The sequence below is a fragment of the Adhaeribacter arboris genome, from assembly GCF_003023845.1.
GTDB lineage: Bacteria > Bacteroidota > Bacteroidia > Cytophagales > Hymenobacteraceae > Adhaeribacter > Adhaeribacter arboris.
Genome location: NZ_PYFT01000001.1, coordinates 4944756 through 4966932 on the forward strand (window position 1 = coordinate 4944756; position 22177 = coordinate 4966932).

The 22177-nt window shown below is 41.0% G+C and carries 24 protein-coding genes; 14 read left to right on the top strand and 10 right to left on the bottom strand.

The features are described 5' to 3' along the window. Positions 1 to 154 precede the first annotated feature (154 nt). The 7 genes from AHMF7605_RS20100 (at position 155) to AHMF7605_RS20130 (ending at position 6340) form a co-directional block, all read left to right on the top strand. A complete protein-coding gene (locus AHMF7605_RS20100) occupies positions 155 to 931 on the top strand; it encodes a phosphosulfolactate synthase (protein WP_106931820.1) in 777 nt (258 codons plus the stop codon). Between the two features lie 276 nt (positions 932 to 1207). Further along, positions 1208 to 1885, top strand: coding sequence for a DedA family protein (locus AHMF7605_RS20105; protein WP_106931821.1), 678 nt, complete (start codon positions 1208 to 1210; stop codon positions 1883 to 1885). Positions 1886 to 1944: 59 nt separating this feature from the next. Next, positions 1945 to 2679: a shikimate dehydrogenase family protein gene (locus tag AHMF7605_RS20110; protein ID WP_106931822.1), complete on the top strand. Its 735-nt coding sequence runs from the start codon at positions 1945 to 1947 to the stop codon at positions 2677 to 2679. Between the two features lie 295 nt (positions 2680 to 2974). Further along, on the top strand, positions 2975 to 3550 hold the full coding sequence (locus AHMF7605_RS20115; RefSeq protein WP_106933548.1) for an RNA polymerase sigma factor: 576 nt from the start codon (positions 2975 to 2977) through the stop codon (positions 3548 to 3550). Then, positions 3531 to 5192, top strand: coding sequence for a hypothetical protein (locus AHMF7605_RS20120; RefSeq protein ID WP_106931823.1), 1662 nt, complete (start codon positions 3531 to 3533; stop codon positions 5190 to 5192). The genes AHMF7605_RS20115 and AHMF7605_RS20120 overlap by 20 nt, the downstream gene beginning before the upstream one ends. Before the next feature lie 279 nt (positions 5193 to 5471). Beyond that, positions 5472 to 5978 (top strand): hypothetical protein, encoded by a 507-nt coding sequence (locus AHMF7605_RS20125; protein ID WP_106931824.1) that lies wholly within the window; start codon positions 5472 to 5474, stop codon positions 5976 to 5978. A gap of 8 nt (positions 5979 to 5986) precedes the next feature. Next, the gene (locus tag AHMF7605_RS20130; protein ID WP_106931825.1) at positions 5987 to 6340 is read left to right on the top strand and encodes a hypothetical protein; all 354 of its coding nucleotides are present in this window, start codon (positions 5987 to 5989) and stop codon (positions 6338 to 6340) included. 671 nt (positions 6341 to 7011) lie between these two features. Here AHMF7605_RS20130 and AHMF7605_RS20135 read toward each other — a convergent pair. From AHMF7605_RS20135 to AHMF7605_RS20150, 4 genes are all read right to left on the bottom strand, one after another. Beyond that, positions 7012 to 7233: a hypothetical protein gene (locus AHMF7605_RS20135; RefSeq protein ID WP_106931826.1), complete on the bottom strand. Its 222-nt coding sequence runs from the start codon at positions 7231 to 7233 to the stop codon at positions 7012 to 7014. A gap of 7 nt (positions 7234 to 7240) precedes the next feature. Then, on the bottom strand, positions 7241 to 7510 hold the full coding sequence (locus AHMF7605_RS20140; RefSeq protein WP_106931827.1) for a hypothetical protein: 270 nt from the start codon (positions 7508 to 7510) through the stop codon (positions 7241 to 7243). Between the two features lie 637 nt (positions 7511 to 8147). Then, the gene (locus tag AHMF7605_RS20145) at positions 8148 to 8399 is read right to left on the bottom strand and encodes a hypothetical protein (RefSeq protein ID WP_106931828.1); all 252 of its coding nucleotides are present in this window, start codon (positions 8397 to 8399) and stop codon (positions 8148 to 8150) included. Positions 8400 to 8709: 310 nt separating this feature from the next. Beyond that, complete coding sequence (locus AHMF7605_RS20150; RefSeq protein ID WP_106931829.1) at positions 8710 to 9093, bottom strand: SH3 domain-containing protein; 384 nt, start codon at positions 9091 to 9093, stop codon at positions 8710 to 8712. A gap of 336 nt (positions 9094 to 9429) precedes the next feature. Here AHMF7605_RS20150 and uvrB point away from each other — a divergent pair, with 336 nt between their 5' ends. From uvrB to AHMF7605_RS20180, 6 genes are all read left to right on the top strand, one after another. Beyond that, positions 9430 to 11454 (top strand): excinuclease ABC subunit UvrB, encoded by a 2025-nt coding sequence (uvrB, locus tag AHMF7605_RS20155; RefSeq protein WP_106931830.1) that lies wholly within the window; start codon positions 9430 to 9432, stop codon positions 11452 to 11454. 235 nt (positions 11455 to 11689) lie between these two features. Further along, entirely contained in the window at positions 11690 to 12376 is a 687-nt protein-coding gene (locus AHMF7605_RS20160; protein ID WP_106931831.1) for a hypothetical protein, read from the top strand. 70 nt (positions 12377 to 12446) lie between these two features. After that, the gene (locus tag AHMF7605_RS20165; protein WP_106931832.1) at positions 12447 to 12869 is read left to right on the top strand and encodes a GNAT family N-acetyltransferase; all 423 of its coding nucleotides are present in this window, start codon (positions 12447 to 12449) and stop codon (positions 12867 to 12869) included. 111 nt (positions 12870 to 12980) lie between these two features. Further along, on the top strand, positions 12981 to 13292 hold the full coding sequence (locus tag AHMF7605_RS20170; RefSeq protein WP_146153626.1) for a hypothetical protein: 312 nt from the start codon (positions 12981 to 12983) through the stop codon (positions 13290 to 13292). Beyond that, positions 13292 to 13672 (top strand): magnesium citrate secondary transporter, encoded by a 381-nt coding sequence (locus AHMF7605_RS20175; RefSeq protein ID WP_106931834.1) that lies wholly within the window; start codon positions 13292 to 13294, stop codon positions 13670 to 13672. The genes AHMF7605_RS20170 and AHMF7605_RS20175 overlap by 1 nt, the downstream gene beginning before the upstream one ends. Positions 13673 to 13693: 21 nt before the next feature. Next, positions 13694 to 14215, top strand: a complete 522-nt coding sequence (locus AHMF7605_RS20180) for a GNAT family N-acetyltransferase (protein WP_106931835.1) — start codon at positions 13694 to 13696, stop codon at positions 14213 to 14215. A 103-nt stretch (positions 14216 to 14318) separates the two neighbouring features. Here the strand turns inward: AHMF7605_RS20180 and AHMF7605_RS20185 are convergent, their stop codons facing one another. Next, positions 14319 to 16565 (bottom strand): B12-binding domain-containing radical SAM protein, encoded by a 2247-nt coding sequence (locus tag AHMF7605_RS20185; RefSeq protein ID WP_233219196.1) that lies wholly within the window; start codon positions 16563 to 16565, stop codon positions 14319 to 14321. A gap of 151 nt (positions 16566 to 16716) precedes the next feature. Here AHMF7605_RS20185 and AHMF7605_RS20190 point away from each other — a divergent pair, with 151 nt between their 5' ends. After that, entirely contained in the window at positions 16717 to 17133 is a 417-nt protein-coding gene (locus AHMF7605_RS20190) for a hypothetical protein (protein ID WP_106931836.1), read from the top strand. 126 nt (positions 17134 to 17259) lie between these two features. Here the strand turns inward: AHMF7605_RS20190 and AHMF7605_RS20195 are convergent, their stop codons facing one another. The 5 genes from AHMF7605_RS20195 to cobA all read right to left on the bottom strand — a co-directional run bounded on the left by AHMF7605_RS20195 (position 17260) and on the right by cobA (position 22039). Then, a complete protein-coding gene (locus AHMF7605_RS20195; protein WP_106931837.1) occupies positions 17260 to 18201 on the bottom strand; it encodes a cation diffusion facilitator family transporter in 942 nt (313 codons plus the stop codon). A gap of 196 nt (positions 18202 to 18397) precedes the next feature. Further along, the gene (locus AHMF7605_RS20200) at positions 18398 to 18964 is read right to left on the bottom strand and encodes an AraC family transcriptional regulator (RefSeq protein WP_199200273.1); all 567 of its coding nucleotides are present in this window, start codon (positions 18962 to 18964) and stop codon (positions 18398 to 18400) included. A 106-nt stretch (positions 18965 to 19070) separates the two neighbouring features. Continuing rightward, complete coding sequence (locus tag AHMF7605_RS20205) at positions 19071 to 19346, bottom strand: DUF2798 domain-containing protein (protein WP_106931838.1); 276 nt, start codon at positions 19344 to 19346, stop codon at positions 19071 to 19073. Between the two features lie 546 nt (positions 19347 to 19892). Beyond that, complete coding sequence (locus tag AHMF7605_RS20210) at positions 19893 to 20930, bottom strand: ScyD/ScyE family protein (RefSeq protein ID WP_106931839.1); 1038 nt, start codon at positions 20928 to 20930, stop codon at positions 19893 to 19895. 317 nt (positions 20931 to 21247) lie between these two features. After that, positions 21248 to 22039 carry a uroporphyrinogen-III C-methyltransferase gene (gene cobA / locus AHMF7605_RS20215; RefSeq protein WP_106931840.1) on the bottom strand — a complete coding sequence of 264 codons (792 nt, stop codon included), beginning with the start codon at positions 22037 to 22039 and terminating at the stop codon, positions 21248 to 21250. Positions 22040 to 22177: the final 138 nt, after the last annotated feature.

Consider the following 22177-nt stretch of genomic DNA (forward strand, 5'->3'; position numbering starts at 1 on the left):
ATTAGATGGCTGAATGGTTTCTTTTTAAGAAGAATTTAACAACGGTTTTGCAGGAGCATATTTGCTTATCCAGTACTTTTATGGTAGACAAACAATTTTACTACTTAGTGCTCAGGCAATCTAACCATTCCACAAATCCAACCATTCAACTTTAATGAACTATCATCTTAGTCATTTGCCCGAGAGGGATGCTAAACCCCGCGAGAAAGGCTGTACCATGGCCATGGATAAAGGCCTGAGCATCCGGGAGGTAGAAGATTTTATCGAAGTAGCCAGCGAATACGTAGATCTGGTAAAATTGGGTTGGGCTACTTCGTACGTAGTGCCTAACTTAAAACGCAAGCTGGAAGTATACCGGTCGGCGGGTTTACCGGTTTATTTTGGCGGTACGCTCTTCGAAGCTTTTATTATCCGCAACCAGTTCGATGAGTATCGCCGGCTGCTCGATTCTTTTCAGATGGAAATTGCGGAAGTATCGGATGGTTCTATTGAATTAAACCACGAACAAAAGTGCGAATATATCCGGCTTTTATCGGAGCAGGTTACCGTTTTATCGGAGGTAGGCTCTAAAGATGATCAGAAAATTATTCCGCCTTATAAATGGATTAGTCTGATGCAAGCCGAATTAGATGCGGGTTCCTGGAAAGTAATCGGGGAGGCGCGTGAAGGAGGTACAGTAGGTTTATTCCGGTCGACGGGCGAAGTGCGTAGTGGTTTGGTGGAAGAAATTTTGACCAAAATTCCATTCGAGAAAATTATCTGGGAAGCTCCTCAAAAAGAGCAGCAGGTTTGGTTTATAAAATTATTGGGAGCCAACGTAAACCTAGGCAATATTGCGCCCAACGAAGTTGTCCCTTTAGAAACCATACGATTGGGAATTCGGGGCGATACGTTTATGGATTTCTTAAACTTAGAAGAAAATAAAAAGTAATTTTAATCAAAAAGAGTTACCTAATGGGTAACTCTTTTTGATTAGGTCTTCTTCTAAAAGAAATGTATGCCATAAAGCATATCTCAATGGCTATTTTCAGGCAAGTAGTAAAAATATACTTTCATTCTGTCTGCTCGCAACTATCTCTTAATTTATACATTTTGCTTAGCAAAACTAAAGTGCAGGTAGTTGCATCAATCATCCAAAATAAACTAACTCAAAACTTTCTCCTTACTTCGTTATAGTTTTTAATCCGCGTTGCCTTACTTTGTACTTATGGAACTGTTGCATAATTTTATTGACTTCTTTTTACATCTGGATGTTCATTTATCGGAGATTATTCGGGATTACGGGGTTTGGGCGTATCTTATTTTGTTTCTGATCATATTTGTGGAAACCGGTTTGGTAGTAATGCCTTTTTTGCCCGGTGATTCTCTCTTATTTGCTGCGGGAGCTTTTGCTGCCCCTCAAATTTTAGCTAATGGTGAGTCAATAGCCGGACCATTCAATATATTTTATTTAATAGTTTTGCTTTTTATTGCTGCTTTTCTGGGCGACATGCTAAATTTTCATATCGGTGATTACCTGGGACCAAAAGTATTCCGGCGCGATTATAAATTACTAAAACGAGAGCATTTGCTTAAAACGCAAAACTTTTACGAAAAACACGGTGCCAAAACTATTATTATTGCCCGGTTTATTCCAATTATTCGCACTTTTGCGCCTTTTATAGCCGGAGTGGGTACTATGAAGTACACACGTTTTATGGCGTACAATATTGTGGGTGGATTTTTATGGGTGGCTGGCTTCTTGCTGGCTGGTTATTTATTCGGAAATATTCCGGCCGTTAAAAAGAATTTTACTTTAGTAGTTTTTGCCATTATAGCAGTTTCCATTATCCCACCAGTATACGGATTTCTGAAACAGAAATTTGCTTCTCAAAAGGTTGCTTAAGAGAAAAACAGAAAAGATAACTAGTAATTTTTAACGGGCTCAAGGTAGCATTATAATCCATGAAAGAATACGGACTTATCGGCTTTCCCTTAAGCCATTCTTTTTCACAAAAATATTTTACCGAAAAGTTTCAGTCCGAAAATATTCAGGATAGCCGCTACAACTTGTTTGAGTTAACGGATATTCAGCAATTCCCAGCGCTTATCCGCAACCAGCCCCAGCTATGCGGGCTTAACGTTACCATTCCGTATAAGCAGGTAATTATTCCTTTTTTAGATGACTTGGAACCGGTGGCTGCCCAGATTGGAGCAGTTAATGTGATTAAATTTGCCAACGGAAAATTAAAAGGCTTTAATTCGGATTACCAGGGCTTTTTGCAGTCGCTGCAGAACTTTTGCCCGGATTATGCGCAAGCACAAGCTTTAGTGCTAGGCAATGGTGGGGCAGCTAAAGCGGTAATAGCCGCACTTGATTACTTAGGCATTGCGTACAAACTGGTTTCCCGTAATCCCACAAAAGAGCAGCTAAGTTACGAGCAGCTAACGACAAGCTTGCTCAAAGACTTTTCTCTTATTATAAATACCACTCCCTTGGGCACGTATCCTAATGTAGCTACCTATCCGCCGATTTTATACGAAGCTCTTTCCTCTGATCATTATCTATACGATTTGGTTTACAATCCGGCCGAAACGGTATTTCTGAGAAAAGGCCGAGAAGCGGGCACTAAAACCAAGAACGGTTACGAAATGCTTTGCTTGCAAGCAGAGGTTGCCTGGCAAATTTGGAATAGTTAAGTTAAAATAAATTCGGCTAATTCTAGCGCATTAAGTATTAATCAATTTTCCTGTTTAAGCTTAGCTTTAGGAGAAGAGTAACATAAAATGATTGCCCGGAAAGCAATGCTTTTTATGAAGTTAAATTCAAAACTTCTGGTCAGTAGCTATTATTGAAAGTAAAATCAAGCAGTATTTTTTATCATCCTTTTTTCGAGATAATATTTAACTATTTATAAAAATATTTCTGCCCGTGCAACCAATTACAGCCGCCCGGGGTCATGACATTGTTGCAGCCTTTAGGATCCTATTTAATTTGAAACTTTTTACGCGCCATTTATCGGAAGATGATGAATTGATCGCAGGGTGTATTGCCGGCAAACGGGATATGCAGCGGCGGTTATACAACAAATACGCCGCCCGAATGATGGCGGTGTGCTTGCGGTATGCTAAAACTAGTTTCGAAGCCGAAGATGTGCTGCAGGAAGGATTTGTAAAAGTATTCGGGAATATTCAAAATTTTAAACGTGATTGCCCGATAGAGTTTTGGATTCGGAGAATTATGGTGAATACTGCCTTAAAACAGCATCGTCAAAAAATGCACGTGAGCTCGGTAGCGGAAGTAGAACAAGTAGAAAAACACCCGGAAGAAGAATTTATATTTTCGAATTATGCCTTCGAAGAATTGCTGGATATGGTGCATCAATTAGCCCCGCGTTACCAGTTGGTTTTTAACCTCTACGCCATAGAGGGTTATTCTCATAAAGAAATTGCCGCCCAATTAGATATTTCGGAAGGTACTTCTAAATCTCAATATTCGCGGGCCCGGGCAATTTTAAAAGAAATGATTGAAACAAAAGAAAAAAAATACAATGAAAGAATCATCAGATAACTCGCGCCGGCCCCGAAAGCTGGAAGAGGTTTTTCGGGATGGTTTTGAATCGGCGGAGGTAAATCCACGGGCTAGTATCTGGCACCGGATTGAGCAAGATTTGGAAGTGAAACAGGCCGGTTATTACAAACGGCGCTTGGTTTGGTACCGTAGTGTGGCTGCCGCGAGTATTACTTTGCTGATACTGGCAGTAGGTTACTTCTGGTATGATACCCAAACTAGTCACCATTTGAAGGCTACTGGCGCTACCCTGGCGGTGGAAAATAATAAAGCAACCTCCCCAGCGGTAGAAACACAAACAAATAAAGTAACTCCCGCGAACGAACCACTAGTTGCCCCTAAAGTACATTTATCTGATCAAACGGCTAGCATTACAGCAACCGAAGCTCCCTTAATTTCAGCAAATGGGCTTTCAAAAAAAGCAGAATTAGCAACTATAACGCGAAGCAGAACCAAACTAAGTGGAAAATCAGGACCCCCAATAAATAATATGCCCAGCTTGGCTCGCGAACCTGGCTTAACTAATAACCAATTTAGTTTAACTGACCAAAAAAGTAATGTTAATAATAAAAATTCTGACCTGAGTACGGGTTCTTTGCGAAGTACCCTGGCTAGGAGTGGAGCTAAGCCGACTCCGTCACTAAGTATTCAAACTGATTCGGTGCGACTGGCGGTTACCGAAAAACCATCCCTATTTAAAAAAGATAGTGCAGCATTTATGCTGGCGGCAAACTCCAATGAGGCCAAAAAAACCGCTAATATAGCGCGTTGGGAACTAGGTGGGGGTACGGGTTCGCAGTATTTCGAACAGAATATTAAATTTGCAGATGCTGGTAGTAATTCATTTTCCCTGAGCCCATTGGGTAGTTATGCCAATGCGATCGTCAGTAAGAACCAGGGAGGGAATACGATAGAAGCTGCCAGCGAAGAGTTTAACCAAAATACCCGGTCAGCTTTCTCGTATCGGGCGGTAGTAGCCGCCACTTACCGCTTGAACGATAAATGGAGTATAGAAACCGGCTTGAGCTTTGCCGAGAACAAAGCCCAGACTACCACTTCTTACATTATTTATAAGCGGCCGGTAACTTTAAATAATATTCCGGGAGTAAATACGGGAAATTCTAATTTTAACAATATTGGTAGCCCAATAGCGCAAAATGTAACCATTCCGGTAACTATATTTTTAGCCAGGTTAACGGATAATTATCTGACCAACGCCAATGTTACGGTAGAAAAGGTAGCCCCTTTTACCATGTATTATCGCTATCGCCAAATGGGTTTACCAGTAAAACTGCGGTATCAGCAGGGGCGAGGGAAGTGGTTTAACTTTGTGCAAGCCGGGGGCGCTATAAATGTATTACTACAAACCAGCGTTTTATCCGATTCACCTAAAGTGCCGGCCGCCGAGTACGGCATTGGCCAGCCTTCACCTTTCCGTAAATGGTATCTTACTGCCCTTGGGTCAGTAGGCCGAGGTTTAAGGGTTACAGAGGCCTGGCAAATACAAGGAAGCTTAGATGTAGCCCGTAGCTTTTCGGCTTTAACTTTAAGCCCCGGTCAATTACCTGATGTAAATCAGAATAAACCTTTTTATGTGGGCTTTGGCATTAGTTCCAGTTATGTAATCGGTAAAAAAAATTAAAATAAATATTGGTTAAACAAAACCACTGATGTAGTTAATTAGTATATTAGTATAATAAAATATTTAAATCTACTTATGGTAATTTAGTTCTAACTTGCTGTTGGTAGATGTGGATCTAAATCAATATCATACTATGCAACTGCCATCTGAACCAAACAACTATTTTTCTGAATTATTTGACTTTTACGTGCCTACCGTAGGTTGGCTAGTCATTAGTTTCTTGTTGATATTTTCTGTATTATTTAGTTTACAGTAGAAATTTAAGCTGTCTTGTTCAATATGAAGCAACGACGTTTCTTATGGCTGGTAATTTGGGCATTGATTAGTTTTTCTTGCGAAAGAGAAAACGATACTAACGTAGTACAGCACGACATTTCCTTTTACACTCTCGAAGATCAAAGCGTGACGGGACTTGGATGTAAATTAAATTTAAATACTGCTCAGGAAAAAGAGAAAATTATATCTAACGATGAAATTCTTTCCTATCACGTTGCCGACCATTATTTTACTTTAACCGCGGCGGCTATTAACCGGTTAAAGAAAATAAAAACACAAACCCCTTTTTATTTAAAAGTGGATGGTCAGGTAGTGTACTCCGGATTTTTAATGCCAGGTTATTTAAGCTTAGCCTGTTTGGACGTTATTGTTATGGACCCTATTTCTTACACCAACAACATGATTTGGGTACGTTATGATTATGGAACCTCCAGCCGGCCAATCAACGATTTTAGAAATAATGCCGAATTGCTGGCTACTTTGCAACAACAGGGGAAATTAGAAAAATAAACACGTTAATGAGCAAAGTAACACTTTGGTTTGGAGTTACTTGTCTTTTATTTGCCTGTACTACAAACGAACCTAAACCTACTGAGCTAATAACCGGGCAGGTAATTTGCCGGGGTGGTTGTGGTAGGCGAGCGTATTACGTAGAAATTACCAGCAACCATTTAATTGGTAAAACCCAGCAAGTATTTGATAGTAACGGAGTAAACCGGGGACAATTTAAAAATGTATTGGTCATTAATAACCTGAAAGCAACAGACCAGCAGGAGAATAAAAGTATTTTGTTTGCCAGCTTTAAAGATACGGAGTTTAGTTGCCAATCGTCGTACCCACGGGTAGTTCGCGAAATTGAAATAAAATATTAACTGCCTGCCTTCTTGCGGGCTGTTTAAAAATATCTTACACTATACTACAATTTTACTAAGCCCATCCTTTTGGATTGGGTTTTTTTATTTTTTCTTCCTAGCTCTACTCCATCCGAATAGATTGTTTTAAATCCGTTTGCATAAAGTTTGTAGCTAAAAATGTTACAGAACGCGTACAAAAACCTATACACTGGCCCATGCTTGTATTTGTGTTCCCTATTAAAATACAATAATATTTACAAACCAATTTTACGGCCGTGTATGTAGACCTTTGCTGACCAGTACTCATGTAACTGTGACTTTTTATGGGAGTATAGTTACAGAAATCTAAAGCTTTGGTATTTAGTCAAAACAAGAAGAAAGTTGCTTTTAGGTGAAAGGATAACATTAAAAAGCAGATAAAACAGGATGACTTCCAGAAGACACGGCCGATACAAGAAAATAGTTTGCGTTATAAATAGAACCTTATACCTATGAAACTAAACTGTCTCATGGCTGGGTAGAGGCTGCATCGTCGAAGTTTTTCCGAAGAATTATATAAGAAGGAATATTCCTGCAGCGATTTTTCCTTAAAGTGGTTGAGAGTAGCTTGTTCAGTAGAAATTCCAGCAGTTCTTTATAATTTCTCTTTTAAAGTAAAATCACAAAAATCTGCTGGAATAAGTTTTTAGCTAAGATAATTTTATCCAGTAGGAAAATTGATCCAGAGCGCAATGAAGTTGTTCGAGTTCCGAGGTGGTATTTTGAGTGAATTGTCGAAGCTCCTGAGTTAGGCTTTCTGCTTGGTGGAAAGTAGCTTGCACGGTTCGCCATTCGCTTATTACTTGCCTTACCACCAGAAAAATGACCAGCAATGCCAAAACGACTAAAGGAATCAGGGGGAAAATAATCATCTTAATGCTACTTTTTATCAGGCCGATGACTATAACTATTCTCTGTGTCTGTCTTACTTCCGGCCGAGATCGCGTGCGGGCACGAGTTTAATCCTGCACAATTTTCGGAATAGTAATACACATAGGAACTAATGCCTTCGCAAACATAGATGGAAGGGGTTTGCTGCTTTATAGCGGCAAGTTTGGGTAAATACCGGTCTTTTGCCGGGGTACTCGCATGAGCTGAAGCAAAAGCAATGTACAGCAGGAAAGTAAAAAAGAGGAAAAATTGCTTCATTCAAAAATGTATTATTATTCTAATAAAAAATTTAACTTGATAAACATGTATAAGGCAAATAAAAAGCCAATTTACGCGCTACCTCTTAAATTTTTTAGCTGGCTACATAATAGAGAGAACTTTGCACCTAACCCGCTAGTATTCTGCAATTAAATTTGTTGCTTTATTTACAATTAAGTAATTAAACAAAATTAATTAAATAAATCTGTCTGATATCGAGACTGTTGCGATAAGGAGTTGATAATTAAGATGATAGTTCCTAAAAAGTCTAGTATCTACTATTTGGATACTTGGGTCTCTTTTCTTATATTATACTAAATGGATAAGATTTATTACTCTATCTACAATAGTATAAAAGATAGAGTTAGTTGGATAATCCTGATTGTTGAAATCGCAGGAATATGAAAGGTATTATTAAACTCAGAATGCTGTTGACCAGTAAGAATTATAAAGTAATTGCCCACTTTCTGGAAACATCCGCCTAGATTTTCTGAACTAGGCAATTTTATTGTCTTGGTTCCTTTTGTAAGGTCGTTTACTTGGTTTGGCTGGCCTATACGCTCTTAGCCATTGAATACCTAACCCTACTACCCAAGTTAACATAATTAGTGCTACCGTCCAATACCAATCTTTCATATTACAAACCAAGTAATGGTGCGATGTTTACTTCTTCCAGATAAGGTTCCAGGAGAGCGAGACTTTTGAAACTTAGTACCAAATCAACTTCGTAGTTGTCCCGACGATACCAGATTTCGGCAAAGAAAGAATCTACACTAAAAAGATAAACAAAGTGTTCTCCATTGAGGCGATCGGCCAGAAACTTGCCTTGCGCTCGAATGAGGGCAGCCTTTTGCTCGCGTTTATTACAGAAAAAGTAAGGTTGATTCATCTTAAAATGGTTGCGTAAGTTTAAATTAAACAAAGAGTAACTGACAAGCCTCCTGCTTCCGGAGAACTGCTATAAATACCAGAATTAAGATAAAATTGAGTACTAGTCTTAGCGCAAAGTATTTATTATTAGTAATATATGTAATAATAAATATTATGCCAGAACAAGCGTATAAACAGAGGCATTCTCATTTTTTACCATCGGCTAAATAACGACCGTAATGAGCTACATTCCTGGTGAGAGGTTACACCAGGAATGCTAAAAAAAGCTTAATCTGTTTAATTCCGCTAATTTGAAGAGCCTGTATGTCTCATTCCGCCAAGAGCGGAATATGAATAAGGTGCAGCGTAGATGAATCAGGGATAAGTTGGTGCGTGTTCGCGCTAGTTACTATGGTCCGGAACTGGTATATATTTTTAAAGGGAGCGAAATATTTTTTTCCATTTCTGCGCACTACGTACCAGTCGTAATTTAAGCGGCCGTATACAAAAATGGTATCGCCAACACGAATACTTTTAAATACCGGAGCAAACGTATTCGGAATTTTTCTCAGAGATACTCCGCTTCTGCCAGCCGTGAAGGTTTCCAGAATAGGTCGGAAATTACTGCTTAATTCATAAGAAGAAGGAGAAAGAGAATACGTGCAGCCGGAGAGTAAATAAAAGGATAACAGGTAAAGTAAATTTTTTTTCATTTGGTTGGTTTGATTAAGTTTAGATTATAATGTTCGGGAGCTTGGTAAGCAAAAGACTTTTATTTACTTGAAAAGACTGAATTACTTCTGCCTTGGCTTTAGCTTTATTTAAGTCCTTTCCTTTTTAGTAATTTTGCTATTGTCGTTGGCTCAATATAAATTAAATTTCAGGATGATGCAACAACAAGAAATAAGTATAGCCTAACTAAAGCAGCTAATTTTAAAGGGGTTATAACAAAATAAAATTGAGCTATAGGTCGGAATTATTCTGGAGGCGGGGCAACTCTGCGGCTCTGGATATTGTTATACTATATTAACAAAATCTAAAAATTCTGCATGGATTTTAAACTAACTTCTGAATTTAAACCTACTGGCGATCAACCCAAAGCTATTGCGCAATTAGTGGAAGGCGTAAGAAACGGTGAACCGGCGCAGGTATTGTTAGGCGCAACTGGTACCGGGAAAACCTTTACCGTAGCCAATGTTATTCAAGAGGTGCAAAAGCCAACCTTGGTATTATGCCACAATAAAACGCTCGCGGCACAGCTCTACGGGGAGTTTAAACAGTTTTTTCCTAAAAATGCCGTTGAGTATTTTATATCGTATTACGATTACTACCAGCCCGAGGCGTACATTGCTTCTTCTAATACTTTTATCGAGAAAGACTTAGCCATTAATGAAGAAATTGAAAAACTGCGGTTGCATTGCACTTCGTCTTTATTGTCGGGGCGGCGCGATATAATTGTAGTAGCTTCTGTATCCTGCATTTACGGTATTGGTAATCCCGAAGAATTTGGAAAAAACGTAATTTACCTTCAACCGGGCCGCAAGTTTAGCCGCAACCAGTTGCTGTACCAATTTGTCCAGATTTTATATAGCCGTACCGAGGCGGAATTTACCCGGGGCACTTTCCGGGTAAAAGGGGATACTGTGGATATTTTTCCGGCTTATGCCGATTATGCTTACCGGATTTATTTTTTCGGGGATGAAATCGAGTCTATCCGACGCATCGAACCAGCCTCTGGTAAAATGATTGCCGAAGAAGAGCAAATAGCCTTGTATCCGGCTAATTTATTCGTGACCGGGCAAGACGTAATGCAACAGGCAATTCGCGAAATTCAGTTCGATTTAGTGGCGCAGCACGAATATTTTTTAAAAGAAAGCCGCGACGAAGAAGCCAAACGAATTAAAGAACGTACTGAGTTTGACTTGGAAATGATCCGGGAGCTAGGGTATTGTTCGGGTATCGAGAACTATTCCCGTTATTTCGATCGACGCACACCGGGGGCACGTCCGTTCTGTTTATTAGATTATTTTCCGAACGATTACCTGATGGTAATCGATGAGAGTCACGTTACTACCCCCCAGGTGCGAGCCATGTGGGGCGGCGACCGTTCCCGTAAAACCGCCTTGGTTGAATGGGGGTTCCGGTTACCTTCGGCGATGGATAACCGCCCGCTTACATTTAACGAGTTTGAGTCAATGATAGGCCAGACTATATATGTGAGCGCCACGCCCGGCGATTATGAACTGCAAAAATCCGGGGGCGTTATCGTAGAGCAAATTATCCGGCCAACTGGTCTGTTAGATCCCGAAATTGAAGTAAGACCTAGCGTGAACCAGGTAGATGATTTACTCGACGAGATAGACGAGCGTATTAAAATGGGTGATCGTATACTGGTTACTACCCTCACCAAACGCATGGCCGAGGAGCTTTCTAAGTACATGGAGAAACTAAATATTAAAGTAAAATACATCCATTCCGAAATAAAATCTTTGGATAGGGTAGAGATTTTGCGGGAATTGCGCTTGGGACATATAGATGTATTAATTGGGGTAAACTTGCTCCGTGAAGGTCTGGATTTGCCGGAAGTATCATTAGTAGCCGTGCTGGATGCCGACAAAGAAGGCTTCCTGCGCGATCAACGCTCGCTGATTCAAACTACCGGCCGGGCCGCCCGGAATAGCCAAGGCAAAGTAATTATGTACGCCGACCGTATGACGGGTTCCATGCAGCGCACGATAGACGAAACTAACCGGCGGAGAGCCGTGCAAATGGCTTACAACGAAGCCCATGGCATTACACCTACCACGGTACGGAAATCAAAAGAAGAAATATTTGAACAAACCACCGTGGCCGATTCCCGGCCTATTCCGAAAGTATACGCTGGTCCAGCCGAGGTATCTATTGCGGCCGAACCAGTGGTGCAATACATGAAGCGCGAAGAACTCGAAAAGCTCATTAAGAAAACGGAAAAGCAAATGGAAGCCGCCGCCAAAGAACTCGACTTTCTGCAAGCCGCCAAATACCGCGATGAGCTAGCCGAATTACGCAAGCTGCTGAAAAGTAAAAGGGATTAATCTTTTTGTAAGTGAGCAACTTTAACTTATTTAAAACAGAAACAATTTATATGTCATTCAGAAGGAAACTTGTTGGCTATGTGGCAAAATACTTTCCATTGGAAGAATCGCTTTTTTAACCTTAATTTCTTTTTCTACTAATTTCATTAAAACGCCGACCATTCATCGGCGATTTTGTTATATATAATTATGGAAATATTGCTACTGAAGCATCTTTATCTAAAAATAAGATATAATGGCTGGTGGTAAAAAATTACATTTTAAATTCTGCTTCTTTGTTATAGGGTTAGCAATGACGAGCTTTTCTTGCGAAGATACTACTTCCGTCATTTACGAAAATTCTGTTTTAGGTAAACAACAATTCGTTCATACAATTGAATTAATTGCGTTTGGTGCAACAGATGATTCTATTAACCCTCATAACAGAGGGTACCGCGCTGATTTCTATGCCCATTTTAATTTAAGTAATGATTCAATCTATACACGTCAACAAATTAGTTTTTTTGAGCAGAAAGAAATTACGGCTAAACTAGGTTTTTGTAATTCTTTATCGACAAGTAAAGAACTGGTCGATTTACTCGCTGTGATTAAACAACTAAAGCCAGGACTTATAAAACAGACAAATGTTCCAGATGGAGTATTATATTGCGGTAAAGATTACTGCTTGGTTTATACTTGTGGAGCTAGCATAAAGAGGTATTATTTCACTAGATTCAATCTCTTACCAGAATTTGAGATGTTCATTGATTATGCTGAAAATACAGAACATGATACAACATTAATCAAAGATGATAGTCAATTCGATGAGGATAATGTATTGTCTAACATTGTAAACCGAGTAGATTTCCCTCGTTTTAAAACAATTCCTCCACCAGTGGTCTCTACTGTCGGTTTTACTCCTCCTGCTATCCTGCGAGATTAACTTTTTCAGTATTAAGTAAAGTTAGAATTTACCTTTCTTTTTTTAAGCTTTTACAATCTATCTACCAAAGATGCCAAGCCCATTAATTACTTACCGAACCGGAAACGATCTGAATTTAAACGAAATGATTGCTCTATACGAAGCGTCCACACTAGGCGAGCGTCGTCCCATTCAGGACCGGGCCCGGATGCAGGCCATGCTGCAACATGCCAATCTGGTAATTACAGCTTGGGCCGATGCGCAATTAGTAGGTATTGCGCGAGCCTTCTCCGATTTTGCTTTTGTTACGTATCTTTCTGATTTAGCCGTGCACCGCGATTTTCAAAAACAAGGTATTGGTAAAGAACTGATTAAGCAAACGCAACTGGCGGGCGGGCCACACGCCAAAATTGTTTTATTGGCGGCTCCAGCGGCCGAACACTACTACCCGCGTATTGGGTTTACCCATCATCCGCAAGCATGGATGCTAAATGGCGATGCGGAAATTAAATAAGGAATATTGCCGTTTTATAATTTGGGTTAGAGATATTTGTGTTAAATTAGTTATACTATCCAACCTTTGCCGTTCAACCATCCACTAACGTAAAAATTCAGGTATTAAAGAATGAGCCAGTCGTTTCAGTCGACAAAGAAGTGCAAGAATTGTGGAAACTGGTCGCCGTGGAATCAGCAAATTAACGATACCTGTCATTTCTGCGGACATTTGCTCGACGAAGAAGCGTTTTTAGCCCAGGCCAAAGCCGAAGCCGAGGCTAATGAAAAAAAGCCGTACCAAATTAACATTGACTTAATTAAAATATACCCCACTGATTCGTTCCTGGTAAAAATAGGAAAACGTATGGTTCAGGCAGTGCAAATTTCTTTTGTTGCCATTTTGTCTTTTATACTTTGGTTCTTAACCATGTTGGCGGGCTAATGCAAATTTTACGAAATCCAGTTTTTATCATTGCGGCAGTAACATTCTGGATAACGTATACGCTAGAGTATTTTAATATTTTTACCTTGCCTTTCGTTCATCATTATCTCGATGATTTATTAGCTATGCCGGTAATTTTAACGCTGGTAGTGGCGGTACAACGGCAGTGGGTTTACCGGACCCCACGGTATATTCTCTCAAAATTTCAGGTGATGTTTGCGGTAGTGTATGTAAGTTTTTGGTTTGAAGTAATCCTGCCGGCTTTCTCGGTAAAATATACCCGCGATGCCTGGGATATTATAGCGTATAGTTTAGGTGCGTTAATATTTTACCGGTTCATTAATCAGCGGCAATCATTACCTTCGCGGTCGCAACCTTAATCAGTAGAATCACTTAATACTTTGAAACCAACTGCTACCCTTCGCCGCGCCACTGCGGACGATATAAATTTACTGGCAACTATTGGCCAACAATCTTTTATCGAAGCTTTCGGGGACGCTAACACTCCCGAAAATATGGCGGCATTTTTAATTAAAGGGTTTGCGCCCGAAATAATTGCGAATGAGCTAGCAAACTCCAGTACCGAGTTTTACCTAGCCGAAATAGCTGACGAAGCTGCCGGTTACGTGAAAATGGAATTTCCGGCACCGGATTCCCGAGTACCTTTTCAAAACGCCTTAAAAATCAGCCGCTTGTATTTGCTTCGTCAATTTTTGGGCTTGGGTTTGGGCGACCAACTGATGCATTTCAGCCTTGAAAAAGCAAAACTGTTGGGCTGCGAGGCCGTGTGGCTCACCGTATGGGAACATAATCCCAGGGCGATTTCTTTTTACCAGAAATGGGGATTTTACCAGGTAGGCACCGAAGACTTTATTTTAGGCGATGATGTACAATTAGACTACCTGCTGGTAAAGCCCATGTAAGGGTTAATTTTATGCGCCTAAGAAGGTTTCTCCTTGAAAATATTGAAGAAAATAGCTGTAGCTAAATCAATCTGGCTTGTATAAGTAAACCGCAAAACTAAATTTATATTATTAAAAGACCTTTTTCGCGTAAGGTGAGCCAGGTTGGAGAAATTAGAAATTGCGTAAAAGGTACGTTGGCTTGCTCCGGAAACTGTTGGGCTAGTTCTTTTAAATGAGTTATGTTTGGTTGTTCGCTGCTTACTTGCCTTAACATTTCTACCAGCCATTTCCCAATAACAGGCGTTGTTTTAATTTGAAAATCCTCCGCCTTTTCGTAGAAAGTGAGTAAGGTGTATTCGGTTTTCTTGCCTTTTTTATGTGCTGTTATTATTTCCAACTCCGGCATATTCCCTAACCAGAGTACCCGCAAATTTTGTTTTTCACTATCTGGTTTACTTGGTGCAGCAATAGCCTGGTCAATAAGTTGCGGCGAAATACTAGTACGTGGTACTTTAAAATCAAACCAAAAGGAGAGGGGTTCTTTCAAACCAATGCCGTGCATGTAATTATAAATAGCTTTGGCTAAACCAGGCCCGAATAATTCATGGTCGCAGCCTTGCGGATCGTCGTGCCAGAGATCGTTATTCGCAAAGGTGCCCACCGGTGGACCAATTTTACGCACACCGTATTTTTCCGGATTTTTGCCTACCGGGCTATGAGCGGTCATGGAGAAGCGGTGCCAAAACCCGGACTGGATAACGTTATGCCAAAATAACTGCCGTACTACTTCCAACGAATTAATTGTTTCCTGAGCAGTTTGTGTTGGGAAGCCGTACATGAGGTAAGCGTGGACCATAATACCGGCCTGGGTAAATCCTTCCGTTACCCTGGCTACTTGCGCAATGGTTACGCCTTTTTCCATTTTAGCTAGCAGACGGTCCGAAGCCACTTCTAAACCACCCGAAACGGCAATACACCCCGAGGCGGCCAAAAGCCGGCAAATATCCGGGGTAAAGGTTTTCTCGAACCGGATATTTCCCCACCAGGTAATTTTTACTCCCCGCCGAATCAACTCAATGGCTAAATCGCGCAGCGCCAAGGGAGGTGCAGCTTCATCTACAAAATGAAAACCCGTTTGGCCGGTTTGAGCCACAATAGCCTCAATGCGATCAACCAGTAAAGTTGCCGGAGCCGTTTCGTAGCGGGCAATGTAATCGAGGGTAACGTCGCAGAAAGAACAGCGTTTCCAGTAGCAACCGTGCGCTACGGTAAGTTTATTCCAGCGGCCATCGCTCCACAAGCGGTGCATGGGGTTCATTACCTCAATTACCGATAAATATTTGTTCAGCGGTAAATCGCTATAATCCGGAGTGCCCACCTCGGTATGCGGAATATTGGCATCCTGACAGCCATTGTAGTATATTACTTCGTTATTTTCCCGTAAAAACGTGCGCTGCAATAATTCTACCGGCCGGTTTCCTTGCAGGTGCTCCAATAGCTTCAACCAGGGACCTTCCCCGTCGTCGAGGGTTACAAAATCGATGTAATCGAAAAAGCGGGGTTCGTTTAAACTGCGTAGTTCGGTGTTGGGATAACCGCCACCCATTAAGGTTTTTACGCCCGGATAATTTTCTTTTATGTATTGAGCACAACGCAAAGCTCCGTATAAATTGCCTGGGAAAGGTACCGAAAAGCCAACCAAATCCGGCTGAACCTGCTCCATCCGTTCGGCTACAATTTCCAGTAAAAGCTCATCTACCAAATTCGGTTTTTCAATTAAAGCCTGTTGCAACGGCTCAAAAGAGGTGGCTGATAAAGCCAATTTTTCGGCGTAGCGGCTAAAACCAAAGTGCGGGCAAATGGTTTCTTTAATTAAATCGCCGATGTCCTCGAGGTAAAGCGTGGCCAAGTGGCGGGCTTTGTCGTTAATGCCCATCGCACCAAAAGCTAATTCTATATCGCCTATTTGGTCGAAACGCGAGGCTTCGGGCAGGAAACCATTATAGCAAATCTGCTGCGCTAGGGTGGTGTCGGTATTTTGCAGAAAACGTATAGTGGGGTCAATTGTAGCCAGGTAAAATCGCTTGAGCCGAACCATGCGCTTGCAGTTATCCGAGAGCGGAAGGCTTTGCTGCTCGATGGCGTTAAAAATGCGTGTTAGCCCAGACCGGGAGAAAACCTTTAAAACCAATTCTAATCCAAAATCAGCCTGAGTAACCTGGTAATGATATTGCTGTAAAAATCCTTTTATATAAGCAGTGGCCGGGTACGGCGTATTAAGCTGCGTAAGTGGCGGAGTAATGAGCAGTATTTTAGGCGTAGTTAACAATCTTTCAATCTTAGTAGCTGGTAGAACAAAGGCGGACAAAGAGAAGTTTACCCGGCGTAAAATTACTGATTCAGTGAGTCAATTTTTAATTCTTTTACTGGTGTTCCTCGGTCAATTAGTATTCTTACTTACCCAGAAGTAAATTACACTTCATAAAGAGTAAAACTCATTTCATTTAGCGCACATATACTTGTACAGTGTCCGGGATTATGATAAAAAGAGAAATATAATAAACAACATTTGGGCATTAGGTTTTCCTCCTGGTATAACCTGGCGGCTAATGTGTCTTGCCTATTTGTTTGATGAGAAGTTTACTCTAGCTGAAGAATACGCCCGCAATGATTATGAAGCTTCCGGAGGCACGAGACATGGAGCAGCCAACCTGATTGTATGTTTAGCAACAGCAGGAAAAAAGGAAGAGGCGGAGGAGTTTCATCAATCTATTAGAGAAAGGTTGGCAATCCCCCAATTTCCTTTTTATCTGCACGCAAAAGCCAATGCCTCTTTAAACCGATTAGATGCAGCCTTCACCTATTTAGCCAGAGCTATAACAGACAGAGAATATTGGCTGAATACCTTGAAAGTATCTCCCAAATGGGATTTGTAACAGCCTGATCCAAGATTCCAGAAGGTGTTAGAATAAATTTCCCCAAGTAAAATGTACGCGAAGAATTAACTAGTATTTGCTTCTGTAAGGTTGTTATTTCAACCAGGTTTTAATGAGATAGTTCCACTAACCTTTCGCAGCCACTTTTTCGCAAGTCTGATGGCAAAGCTGTTGGTTTACTTTTTCGATCTGGATGGTGGCGTGGTTAATCTGGTGATGATGCGCTAATTCTTCGCGAATGTTAGCAAGCAAGGATTCAGAAGTATTTTCCTGCACTACCAAGTGCGCGGTTAAGGCGTTTTCGGTGGTACTCATCGCCCAGATATGTAAATCGTGCACGTTTTGTACGCCCGGAAAATTAGCGAGCAATTGCCGGATGGCCGGTAAGTTTACGCCCGTTGGCACCCCATCTAAAGATAATTTTAAAGATTCGGTAAGCAAACTCCAGGTACTCCACAGTATAACTCCAATCACAACTAAGCTAATTACCGAATCAATCCAGAACCAATTGGTATAGTAAATAATAATTCCCGCTATTACCACCCCCAGCGACACCAGCGCATCAGCGGCCATGTGCAGGTAAGCGCCTTTTACATTTAAATCTTTGTCTTTATCGCGTAAAAAAAGCAAGGCCGTTCCCGCATTAACCAAAATACCTACGCCGGATACTAAAGCAATGTACTGGCCGCCTACTGCTTGCGGTTTTCCCAGGCGTTGAAAAGCCTCCCAGCCAATTGCCCCAACCGCTACTAAAAGCAACACGGCATTAAACAGCGAAACCAGGGTAGTTGATTTTTTAAAGCCGTAGGTATAATCGTCGGTAGCTTTTTTGGTGGCTAGCCGGGTGGCTAATAAAGCTAAAACTAGGCTGGCTACGTCGCTTAAATTATGGCCGGCATCGGTAAGTAAAGCCAGGGAATGGAGCCAGAAACCAGTAACTGCTTCTAAAACTACGAATACTACATTTAATCCTATACCCAGTAAAAAAGCCCGCGTTAAATTACTCGGCACACTGTGGCTGTGGCTATGCCCGGAATGATGGTGATGATCGTGCGAATGTGAATGCATAGTTTTATAAAACTTCTGGTATTACTATAAACGTGAAAGAAGAGTAAGAATAGTAGAACCAATAGTAAAATTATTTCAAGGGCTAAACGGATTACTTTTTATGTTTATCATACTCCTTTTTTTCTGAGTTTAAAGGTAAAGCGGACCTATTTAAGTAATTGATATAATTTAGAAAACAATGTACAAAATCCGGTTACTATCCAATAGCATCGAGGGGTGTACGAGCCGGATGAATACTGTTCTTATACTCGCTTACCGATTGCCCGGTTATTTTCTTAAACTGATTAGATAAATGCTGCACGCTGCTGTATTGCAATTGATGAGCAATTTCGCTTAAAGTTAGCTGGCCGTAAGAAAGCAGCTCTTTTACCCGCTCAATTTTTAACAGAATAAAATACTTTTCAATAGTAACTGGCTCCAGCCTCGAAAACACTTTGCTTAAATAAGAATAATCAATGCCTAGTTTTTCGGATAAATACACCGAGGTAGTTACCGGCTGGTAGGCTGTCTCGAAGTGTTGTAGATAATCGATTAAAGTATTTTTAATTTTTTCAACCAATTGTTGATCGCGGTCCTGTAATAAAGCAAATCCTTCGGGTTGCAGGGCTGCCTCAATCCGAACTAAATCAGACTGGCCGGTAACTTGAGCAAAACCTAGCTGCACATTATTTACTTCTAAACCTTGTTCCTGGAGTACGCGCGTAACCGTGCTGATGCAGCGCGGACACACCATGTTTTTTATTTGTAGGATAGTAGTTTCCAAGGGATTTAAATTATTCTTTATAAATATTCGCTTTCTGCCGGTGAGTAGCAAAAGCCGGTATACATCTAAATAAGCAACCCTTATTCCTATAAATTGGTGCCGTTTACTAGCGTAACCAACGGTTAAATACATAATTTACCAAAGGAATAATTCCCAGCACGGTTGTGCCAATCAGCAGAAAAAAAACAAAGGTAGCGCTGAATAAACGGCGGAAAAAGCCAGCTGGAAATCCAAAAACATACAATATTAAAGCCGTTGAAATAAAAAAGCTGATGATAAAAATCACGATGGCTTGCCGCTGCAACGTTGCCTTATTCAAGCGAAGTTTACTTTTTCGGGCAGTTGGTTTAGTAGCCTTCTTCGGTATATTTTGCTTTCTCATGGGCCTGGGTTTTACACCTAAGATAAATTAACCACCAGCAAAAATAATACATTCCAACCGATTTACCCGAAGATACCTTTCTAACTCCATCTAGGTATAAATTTAATTACTACTTTTATTTAAAATAAAAACCCACAGTGCAATGGTTAACAAAACACCGCACTGTAGGTTAATCAGGAAATATACTAAAATGAAATACGAAAACGTGTTTCCAAGTTTGAATATTTCTATTTGGTAAACCGGCTGGTTAAGAGAAATAGACACCCGTTTGGCTGTGGAGGGCCTTCTAAGCTTCCGGTGCTTGAGCATTCCGACGCCAGGAGGAAAGGAAGCTTAGACCAGTCCGGAAGAGCCAAACGAGGTCCGCCGGCCACGAGGTATACAAGGACCATTGAAGCCCGTCAGCACCGCTGCCCGGAGGCGGGAACCGGCTCCAAAGACAAACCATCAGTAATACGTCTTTTTAAATTCAGCCTTATAGAAACATAATTATAAAACTATAGAAGAAAAATTTTCTGTTCTTAAATGTATCTTTCAACAGAAAAATCAAAATACAGCTCTATCTATTTTACCATCCGTGTTAGAAAGAATATAATACGTTTTCAGGCCGCTTCTTTCAATGGAAGTAGGAAAATTCAACCCGCTTAGCAAGGCTACATTCTTCCGGCGGCTGGAAAATATAAAACGGCCTGCGTTCGGCGCAAAACCTTGACCGGTCCAGTTACTGTATTCTACTACTACCGGGTGGCGGTCGGTACCTAATTTTATATCCGTTAAGTTCGAAAACCCAGACTGATACACTGAAACATTACCTTGCAAATCCAGTTCGTAAATAACTGCTTTTTGCGCCGGAAAAGGATACCCGGTAAAAGTGGAAACTAAGAATCTTTCTCCGTCGAAAACAATACCCGAAGGTACCGATTGCGCCGGCGGAAGTTCGCCGCTGCCGGTACCCGCAATCGCCGGAACTTCGGCAAAAACGCTTAGTTCCCCAGAGCCGGCATCACGACGAATAATAGCGTTAGCGGCGGCATCAGCGATAAAAAAGTCGTCATCTGGGCCAATAGTTATATTGTAAATGTTCGATTCGTTCGTATCTTCTTTAAAATCATACCCTAAAATAAATTTACCTAAATCTTCGTAGTCTACATCTTTGGCTTGCTTAGGTTTATCGCCGGGCCGGAAATTAGAAACATCTAATTTGTAAAGTCTTCCTTCTATGCCGTGTAATATCCATAATACCTCATCTTTTAAAATAAGGTGGTTGAGTCCGTTCACCACTCCTTCGGCACTTTTAAAGGAAGTAAAACCTTGGGCTACCGGATACACTTTGCCCTCCGGAGTAATTAAAGAGACCTGGCCGTCGCTGGTACCAGTGGGAGTATTACCAGTGCCGGCTTCTGTAACCCATAATTGCCCACTTGGGTCTGCTTCTATCCCGATGGGGGAAGCTAATCCGCTAACAAAATCTTTTACTTTGGGTGGGCGCGGTTTTAATTCCTCCACGATATCATAAAATTCTTCGCAACTGGTAGTGCCGAGCAACAATAATAAGGATAGAAAAAAGGTAATTTTAATGCGCATAATTTAAAATTTAAGTGAAAGAATAGGATTTAATTAACAGTAATAACTCATTAAGCTTTCTTATTTACCGGCAATTAGCAAATAACAACAAGCGCAAATAGAATTATACTATGATACTCCTTTTTATCTAATTTGTTTTGCACCTGATATATTCTTCGCGTAAAGTTGTTTTACATTGGGATATTCACAAAACAGCTTACTTCTAAGCCAGCGAAGGCGATTTGTGTAAGATAAAAGAAGAGAAAGAGAATGTATTGTATTACCGCTAGGTACTAAGCAGAGAAGCGTATTACACACATACGAAAAAACTAGAACATTTATTGGTTGGCGTCGGGCTTTGGGGAATGAATGACGTGTTGCAGTATCTCTTGTTTGCGGGTTGAGTCGAAACGTAAATCTACTACGCCGCCAATTACAATAATTGCCGGAGAGGTAAAATTTTGTTCCTGCGCTAATTGACAAATAGTATCGATGGTGCCGCAAACCAAGCGCTCGTTGGGCAACGTTCCGTTCTGAATAATCGCAACCGGCGTTGTGTTTTTGCCTAGCACCTGAAAAACCCGGGTAATATCTGCCAGATTTTTCATGCCCATTAAAATGACTACCGTAGCCGAAGATTGAGCCGCCAAAGCTATATCCGAAGAAATCTGGCCGTATTTAGTAGCGCCGGTAATTACCCAAAAGCTTTCGCTCACTCCCCGGCTGGTAAGAGGTATATTTTGAGCGGCCGGTACGGCAACGGCACTGCTAATACCCGGAATTACCGCAGTCGCCACGCCATGTTGGGCCGCAAACTGAATTTCTTCGTAACCGCGCCCAAATACAAACGGATCGCCGCCTTTTAAGCGCACGACGTGGCCGTATTCTAAAGCGTATTTTACAATTAAAGCATTAATTTCTTCCTGCGGATATTCGTGTTTACCAGAACGTTTGCCTACAAATATGCGGGGTTTATCGGCGGGTACAAAGTCGAGTAAGGCCGGATTAATAAGGGCATCATAAAGCACTAAGTCGGCAGCCGCCAATGCCTTGGCACCTTTTATAGTTAATAAATCCACATCGCCGGGGCCTGCGCCCACCAAAGTAACCCGGGGTATTTTAGTACTCATGAGAATCGCAGACTGATAAAAAGCTTAAATTACGCACATTTCCCCTAAAGTTTACTTGTAATACGCCAGGTAAATCTAATTTAGAATTTAACCATGTAAGTTATACTGTTTTTAACGAGTACATTTTCCCGAGAATAA